Annotated in this window: 4 protein-coding genes and 4 pseudogenes; 4 read left to right on the forward strand and 4 right to left on the reverse strand. The window is 59.2% G+C overall.

Features of this window, described 5'->3' with window-relative positions; all coding sequences use genetic code 11:
* The 3 genes and pseudogenes from PQR02_RS39130 to PQR02_RS39140 form a co-directional block, all read right to left on the reverse strand.
* Window positions 1–321 (reverse strand): annotated as a pseudogene (locus PQR02_RS39130) (group II intron reverse transcriptase/maturase); the annotation flags it as partial.
* Window positions 322–533: 212 nt separating this feature from the next.
* Window positions 534–1,334, reverse strand: coding sequence for an IS21-like element helper ATPase IstB (gene istB, locus PQR02_RS39135; RefSeq protein ID WP_408243184.1), 801 nt, complete (start codon window positions 1,332–1,334; stop codon window positions 534–536).
* Window positions 1,327–2,145 (reverse strand): annotated as a pseudogene (locus PQR02_RS39140) (Mu transposase domain-containing protein); the annotation flags it as partial. The gene istB and the pseudogene PQR02_RS39140, both read right to left, overlap by 8 nt.
* Before the next feature lie 156 nt (window positions 2,146–2,301).
* Here PQR02_RS39140 and PQR02_RS39145 point away from each other — a divergent pair.
* From PQR02_RS39145 to PQR02_RS39155, 3 genes are read left to right on the forward strand one after another with little or no spacing between them, the layout of a single operon-like run.
* On the forward strand, window positions 2,302–3,543 hold the full coding sequence (locus PQR02_RS39145; RefSeq protein WP_408243185.1) for a tyrosine-type recombinase/integrase: 1,242 nt from the start codon (window positions 2,302–2,304) through the stop codon (window positions 3,541–3,543).
* The gene (locus PQR02_RS39150) at window positions 3,540–4,481 is read left to right on the forward strand and encodes a tyrosine-type recombinase/integrase (RefSeq protein ID WP_408243186.1); all 942 of its coding nucleotides are present in this window, start codon (window positions 3,540–3,542) and stop codon (window positions 4,479–4,481) included. Before PQR02_RS39145 ends, PQR02_RS39150 begins: the two co-directional genes overlap by 4 nt.
* On the forward strand, window positions 4,474–5,469 hold the full coding sequence (locus tag PQR02_RS39155; RefSeq protein ID WP_408243187.1) for a tyrosine-type recombinase/integrase: 996 nt from the start codon (window positions 4,474–4,476) through the stop codon (window positions 5,467–5,469). The genes PQR02_RS39150 and PQR02_RS39155 overlap by 8 nt, the downstream gene beginning before the upstream one ends.
* Window positions 5,470–5,542: 73 nt before the next feature.
* Here the strand turns inward: PQR02_RS39155 and istA are convergent.
* Window positions 5,543–6,268: pseudogene (gene istA, locus PQR02_RS39160) on the reverse strand (IS21 family transposase); the annotation flags it as partial.
* Between the two features lie 141 nt (window positions 6,269–6,409).
* Between istA and PQR02_RS39165 the strand changes: the two are divergent.
* Window positions 6,410–6,685, forward strand: a pseudogene (locus PQR02_RS39165) (hopanoid biosynthesis associated radical SAM protein HpnJ); the annotation flags it as partial.
* Between the last annotated feature and the right edge of the window lie 149 nt (window positions 6,686–6,834).

The following is a 6,834-nucleotide window of genomic DNA, read 5'->3' on the forward strand; positions in this document are numbered from 1 at the left end:
AATCGAAAGGACACGGACCTTGCCCCCGTCCTTCGGTATTTCCTGCCGCCGGGATCGTAGCGGTACGTAGGCACGCCCGATCAGTTCGTCCCGTATCCGCTCAAGGAACGCCTCCACGCCTTGCGCCTCGATGACCTCGAACGTCACCCCGTCGATACCCGGTGCGCCGTTGTTCTTTCTGGCCAGCGCATACGCTTCGCGCAGCGTTTCCATCTTGCAGACGTGGACGTACAAACCCCAGAAACGCCAGGACGGTTCAGCCTTCGCCTTGACGTATATTCCTCGCCTCAGGTCCTGCAAACTGCTGGACGCCTTTGTCATCTCGTCCTTGCCTTGTCCGCGCCGACTGAATTTTGAGCCACCGCGCCGATCGAGTTTTGAGCCGGGGTGGAGACCGGTCTGAAGCAGGACCGGTTGTGGATAAGTGTATGGGTTTCGAGAGTGCTTGTCCTCCTTCGTGTGGGGCCTCGTTGCGCGGCGGAAGCTGCGAAGGGCGTAGCCCGTAGCGGCTTCCGCCGCGCGGCAAGCGACGATCAGGCCGATTCGTTCGCGCTCGCACCGTCGGCTCTGCGCGCTGCTTCGCGCGAGCGGATACGCTTCTTTGCACTGGCGCTGCTATGGCGGAAACGGTAGCTTTCGTTGCCGGTTTCCACGATGTGGCAGTGATGCGTCAGCCGGTCCAGCAATGCCGTGGTCATCTTCGCGTCGCCGAACACACTGGACCATTCGGCGAAGTCCAGATTCGTTGTCACCGCAACGCTTGTATGCTCGTACAGGCGACTCAGCAGGTGGAATAGCAACGCCCCGCCGGCCTGGCTGAAGGGCAGATATCCGAGTTCGTCCAGAATGACCAGGTCGAGGCGAAGCAGGCTCGCCGCGATCCTCCCGGCGCGTCCCTGCGCCTTCTCCTGCTCCAGTGCGTTGGCCAGATCCACGGTCGAGTAGAAGCGCACCCGCTTGCCGTGGTGCATGATGCCGGACACGCCGATGGCGGTCGCCAAATGCGTCTTGCCCGAGCCCGGGCCGCCGACCAGAACCAGGTTGTGCGCGCCCTCGGTGAACGTCATGCCGGCCAGTTGCGTGACGAGCTGACGGTCGACCGGCGAGCCATCGAAGTCGAAGCCCGCGATGTCGCGATGCACCGGGAACTTCGCCGCGTTCATCTGGTGGCTGACCGAACGCACGGCCCGATCCGCGACCTCGGCCTGCAACAGCCGTTCGAGCAGCCATTGCGAAGACGTCGCCTCGACATTCATCTGTTCGAGCAGTTCGGCCCAGCCGGCCGCCATGCCGTGCAGCCGCAAGTGTTTGAGTTCGACGATCAGATCACGCATGACCGGCCTCCGGCTGTTGCAGTGCCGGGCGCAGCCCGTCGTAGCGCGATGTGTCGGCCAGCGGCGGTGTCGTCAGCTGTAGCGCAGTATCGATCTTCGGCGGCATCTGCACGCTGCGCATGCGCGACAGTACGTTCACCACATGCTCGACGCTCACGCGCCCGGAGGGCGGCGCCTGCTCCAATGCGAGTTCGACTGCAACCACTACGGCATCCAGACCGCTTTCCGGGACCAGCGCCAGAACCTTAGCCATTACCCGGTCGCCACCTGGCTCAGGTAGTAACGCCCGACGCAGCCGTTGCAGCGGCTCGGGCATGTCATGGAACGGCGCACCGTTGCGCAGGGCTCCTGGCTTGCGCTGGATCAGCGGGATGTAATGCTGCCACTCGTATCGCACCTGTCCTTCGTCGGCCAGTCGATCGTGTTCGGCCACCACGGCATCGTCGGCAACCACCACGACACGGCCAGGATAGAGCCGCGTGCTGAGCATCTGGCCTGCGAATTCGCATGGCACGGAGTAGCGATTGCGGCCAATCACCACCAGGCAGGTCGACGAGACTCGTGCCGCACGCTCAACATAACCGTCAAACGGTGTTGGCATCGGCATCAGATGGGCGCGTTCTTGCTCGAACACGTCGGCAACACTCAGCTCACGATAGTCCGGATGCTTCACCTGATCCCACAACGACCGGCACCGCGTCGCCAGCCATGCATTCAGATCAGCGAAACTGCCGAAGCGTTGCCCACGCGCCTCAATGCAGATACGCAGGCGGCTGTCCTGCACGTTCTTCTCGACGACGCCTTTCTCCCAGTTATGGCCTCGAGGCCATAATCATGAATATGGTGCGGTAAAAAATATGTCGCAGTGGTTCTCAACAGCCCCGCATCGCCTATCGCGTTGACGTTTCCATGACGACATAATTTCAGGCTGATACTGATATTCCACTGATCAACGATGGGGAATATCATGTTCGAGACTCTCTTTACGCGTCCGCATGTTCTTGCTGCCCATAATCTCGCGTCCTGCGTGGAATCCAGGAAGCGCTTCCTCGTACATTGTCAGGAACTGGGTTATCCGCCCATGTCGATCCGGAAGATCGCCTGGATCCTGCTGGTTTTTTCAAAGAGCATGGATCTGTCCCGGCTGGGGCAAATAACGCACGAGGAAATCGCGTTTGCGGTTGACCATCGGATTCGTCTCGTTCGAAGCGAACGCACAAACGAGTCCCGCAGCTCGCGCCTTCTGTTCATCCATACTGCCACGGCCTGGCTGCGCTTCCTGGGGCGTCTGGAGGAACGGCATCCTATACAAGAACCATTTGTTCGCTATGTCGAGCACTACATCGATTTCATGCGCGACCAGCGAGGACTTTCCTCTGCTACGATTTCAACCTGTCGTGATGAGATCGGCCATTTTCTGGCAATGGTCTGTCGCCCTGACAAGGCACTCGATGCTCTCACTATCCACGATGTCGACACCTATCTCGCGTACCAAAGCAACCACGGTTGGACCAGAGCCTCATTACACGCGCTTGCGAGCACGCTGCGCAATTTCTTCCGGTACTTAGAAGGACAAGGGTGGGCTACCAACGTTGCGTCGGGCATTGAAGCACCAGTGGTGTATAGGGAGGAGGGTTTGCCGCTCGGGCCGAATTGGGAGGATGTGCAAAGATTTGTCACGAGTTTTGCCGGCGACAGCACAATCGATTTACGCAACCGTGCGATGATCATGCTGCTGGTCGTCTACGGACTGCGGCGCGGCGAGGTAGTGCGGCTTCGCCTGGAGGATATAGACTGGTGCGGCGAGATCCTTCATGTCAATCGTCCGAAGCAACGCTGCACACAGCAATACCCGCTAGTGGCAACCGTTGGAAACGCCATTCTGCGCTACCTGAAGGAAGGGCGTCCGCGAAGCGCCCATCGCGAATTGTTCCTGTCGGTCGAGGCGCCGATCCGACCGCTGTCACCCGGATGCGTAAGCGGCATTGTCCGCTCGCGTCTCGCGACGCTTGGCATTGATATCCCGCGGCGCGGCGCACATTGCATGAGGCATGCCAATGCCCGGCATTTACTTGACGCTGGTTTTGCGCTGAAGGAGATCGGTGATCACCTCGGCCATCGCAGCGCTTCGTCGACGAGAACCTACGCAAAGGTTGACCTGACCGGACTGCGGTGTGTGGCCGAAATCGATCTGGGGAGTCTGCTATGAAGCTCTCCGAACTTGTCGCCCAATACGTGAGCCACAAACGGGCGTTGGGCATGCGCTTCGATTCCGAGGCGGCCACGCTTGCCTCATTCTGCCACCGGGTTGATGGCAACATTGATGTGGAGTCGGTCACGGTCGAACAGGTACAGGACTTCCTGACTGGCAACAGGCCGCTGACTAACCATTGGCGGAAGAGAAGGTCAGTACTTGACTGCCTGTTTCGTTTTGCCCTTTCGCGTGGGTATGCCACGGCTTCTCCGCTTCCTCGCTACAGTCCGAAATTGCCGCCACCGCTAACACCCTATATTTATTCCCAGGAAGAACTAAAGCGCCTGCTCGACACGGCATCAATGGTATGCAGTCCACACGTTCCGCTGGATGCATATGTTTTGCGCGCACTCATTCTGATTCTGTACGGCGCTTGCCTCCGGCATGGCGAAGCCTTGCGGTTGACCATGCAAGACGTCAATCTTGACGAAGCCGTCCTGCACGTCCGCGAGAGCAAATTTTTTAAGTCGAGGCTGGTTCCGCTTGGAGCAGATCTGAACGGTGCGATGGAACGTTACGCCCGGCAACGCAATCAGAAATTTGGGCAGGAACCAGACGCGCCGTTCTTCTGTTTCCGCGATGGCCGTCCCCTGACCCAGACCGCTGTGCGCAGGGCCTTTCAGCGACAGCGCATTCTGGCAAATATCCAACGCGAAGGCGGTGTGTCCTGCCAGCCCAGGTTGCATGATTTGCGGCACTCAGGCGCAGTGCACCGGCTAGTTTACTGGTATCGCTGCGGCGCGGATTTGCAACTGTTGTTGCCGCAGCTCGCCACCTATCTCGGCCACATTGATCTCGCGGGCACCCAACGCTACCTTACCCTGACGCCCGAGTTGTTGAATGAAGCGAGCACGCGCTTTGAAGCTTACGTTCTGGAGGCGCATCATGAATAACTCATCCTTGCTGGGTCCGTGGATCCGGCGTTTCCTGATCGAGCATCTGGTGGGCGAACGTAACCTTGCCGTCAATACCCAAAAAAGTTACCGCGACATGCTCATCCTGTTGCTGCCGTATCTGGCCACCAAGGTCGACAAGCGGATCGACCGCCTGACCGTTGATGATCTCTCTCCGCAAATGGTCCGCCTGTTCCTGGCACACATGGAAGAACAGCGTCACTGTACGGTCAGCACACGAAACCAGCGACTCGGCGGCATTCATGCGCTGGCCCGTTTCATCGGCGAACATGCACCGGAATACGTCGACTGGTGGGCGCAGATTCACCTGATTCCCGTCAAGAGAACCAGTCGGCCAGAGATCAGCTATCTTGACAAGCAGGAAATGGACGCCCTGCTTGCTGCCACCGCCGTGAATACGGCGCAGGGGCAGCGCGAACACGCGTTACTGCTGTTCATGTTTAACTCAGGAGCGCGTGCAAGCGAAGCTGCGCAGCTCAAGATTGGCGACATTGACTGGCACACGCGTTCGGTCAGCATCGTCGGCAAGGGGAACAAACATCGCCGCTGCCCGCTCTGGAAATCCACGCTCGATGCGTTGCGCACACAGTCCGAGGGAAGGGACGCCGCCGCGCCGGTGTTCCTCAACCGGTTCCACCAGACGATGACGCGCTCCGGCATTCATTCCCTGGTCAAGCGCTGCGCTATCCGCGCTGCAGCCAACGCGCCGTCACTTGCCGGCAAGAATGTACACCCACATGTGATTCGGCATACAACCGCCTCGCTACTACTCCAGGCCGGTGTCGACATCAATACGATACGCGGCTGGCTTGGGCACGTTTCGTTGGAGACGACCAATATCTACGCCGAGATCAATCTGGAAACAAAGACGCGGGCGCTGGCGACATGCGAAGTGGAAGGTGATGCCGAAGGACAAAAGCAATGGCGGGATCAGCCCGACCTGATGGCCTTCCTCCGCACCTTGTAACCGAATAATATGTGCTGTTCGCTTTCCACAAAGGCGCTGCCTTGGCCTAGTTCGTTATCGAGCAGCACATATTTTTTACCACACCATACTCCCAGCCACTGGCGACATTGCAGAAGTCCGGATCGAACAGGTAGTGCGAACACATCACTGCGAAACGCGGATTGACTGTGCGACCCTTGCCTTTGTGCACCTTGTCTACGGCCGTTTTCATATTGTCATAGATGCCCCGGCGGGCCACCCCGCCGAAGGCCGTGAACGAGCGCGTATGGGCGTCGAACAGCATCTCGTGACCCTGGCTTGGGTAGGCCACGAGCCAGAACGCCCGCGACGCGCACAGCTTCATGTGCGACACCTGGAGCTTGCGATAAATGCCGCCGACAACCAGTCCTTCCTCAGACCAGTCAAACTGGAATGCTTCGCCCAGCTCGAATCGCAACGGCACAAACGCCGACTTCGAAACCGCCTTGCCTTCGCCTTGCCGCCAGGCCCGGATGAAATCGGTCACCCGCGAGTAACAGCCGTCGTAGCCGCCAGCCTTGATCTCCTGGAACAGCATCCAGGCGGTGCGGCGTTCCTTCTTCGGTCGCCGCGCGTCGACACTGAGCGCCTGCACCAGCACCTCATGAAACGGCGTCAACCGCGTCGGCTGCGAGCGCCGCTGATACTTCGGCTCCTCCTGAACATCCATGTTCAGATATTTACTAATCGTGTTGCGCGACAGGCTTGTGAGACGCGCTATCTCGCGTACCGACTTGTTCTGGCGGTGGAACATCCGCCGCACCTTGCCAATCATCGTCATCGGGATCATCCCCAAACACCCTGCCAGAAAAACTAGCAGGATAGGTTGATTGCCCGGCTCAATTTTCAGTCGGCGCGATCCCTACATGTGGCTGAATTTTCGGTCGGCGTAAACAGTCAGCGTCAAAACTCGCAACCAGTCGTCTACAACAAGGCCGTCGAAAACGGCTGGCTCGAAGAGAACAAGGTGATCAACCTCGTGAGCAGAGAAGGCGTGCAGCTCGCGGCGATCGGCTATCCGCATCTGTCACGCGACGAGATTTCCCATCAGCTCGAAAACTTCTACAAGTGTTTCTATTTCCGCCCGTCGAAGATCTGGGAGATCCTGCGCGAGATGTTGACGAGCTGGGACATGATGAAACGGCGCCTGCGCGAAGGCGTCGAATTCTTCCGTTTCCTGCGTGCCCACCAAGCGTGAGCGCCACTCATCTGCGTCGGGCAATCCGTGCGAGGCGCCGACGTGAAGCGCCTTGACTGGATCATCTTCCCGGCCGCTCTGCTGCTCGTGACCGGGCTGGTCGCAGTCGAAGGTCCGATGCGTGGGGCTCATCTGCTGCTCCTCGCGCT

It is taken from the genome of Paraburkholderia sediminicola, assembly GCF_046026895.1.
Classification (GTDB): Bacteria; Pseudomonadota; Gammaproteobacteria; order Burkholderiales; family Burkholderiaceae; genus Paraburkholderia; species Paraburkholderia sediminicola_C.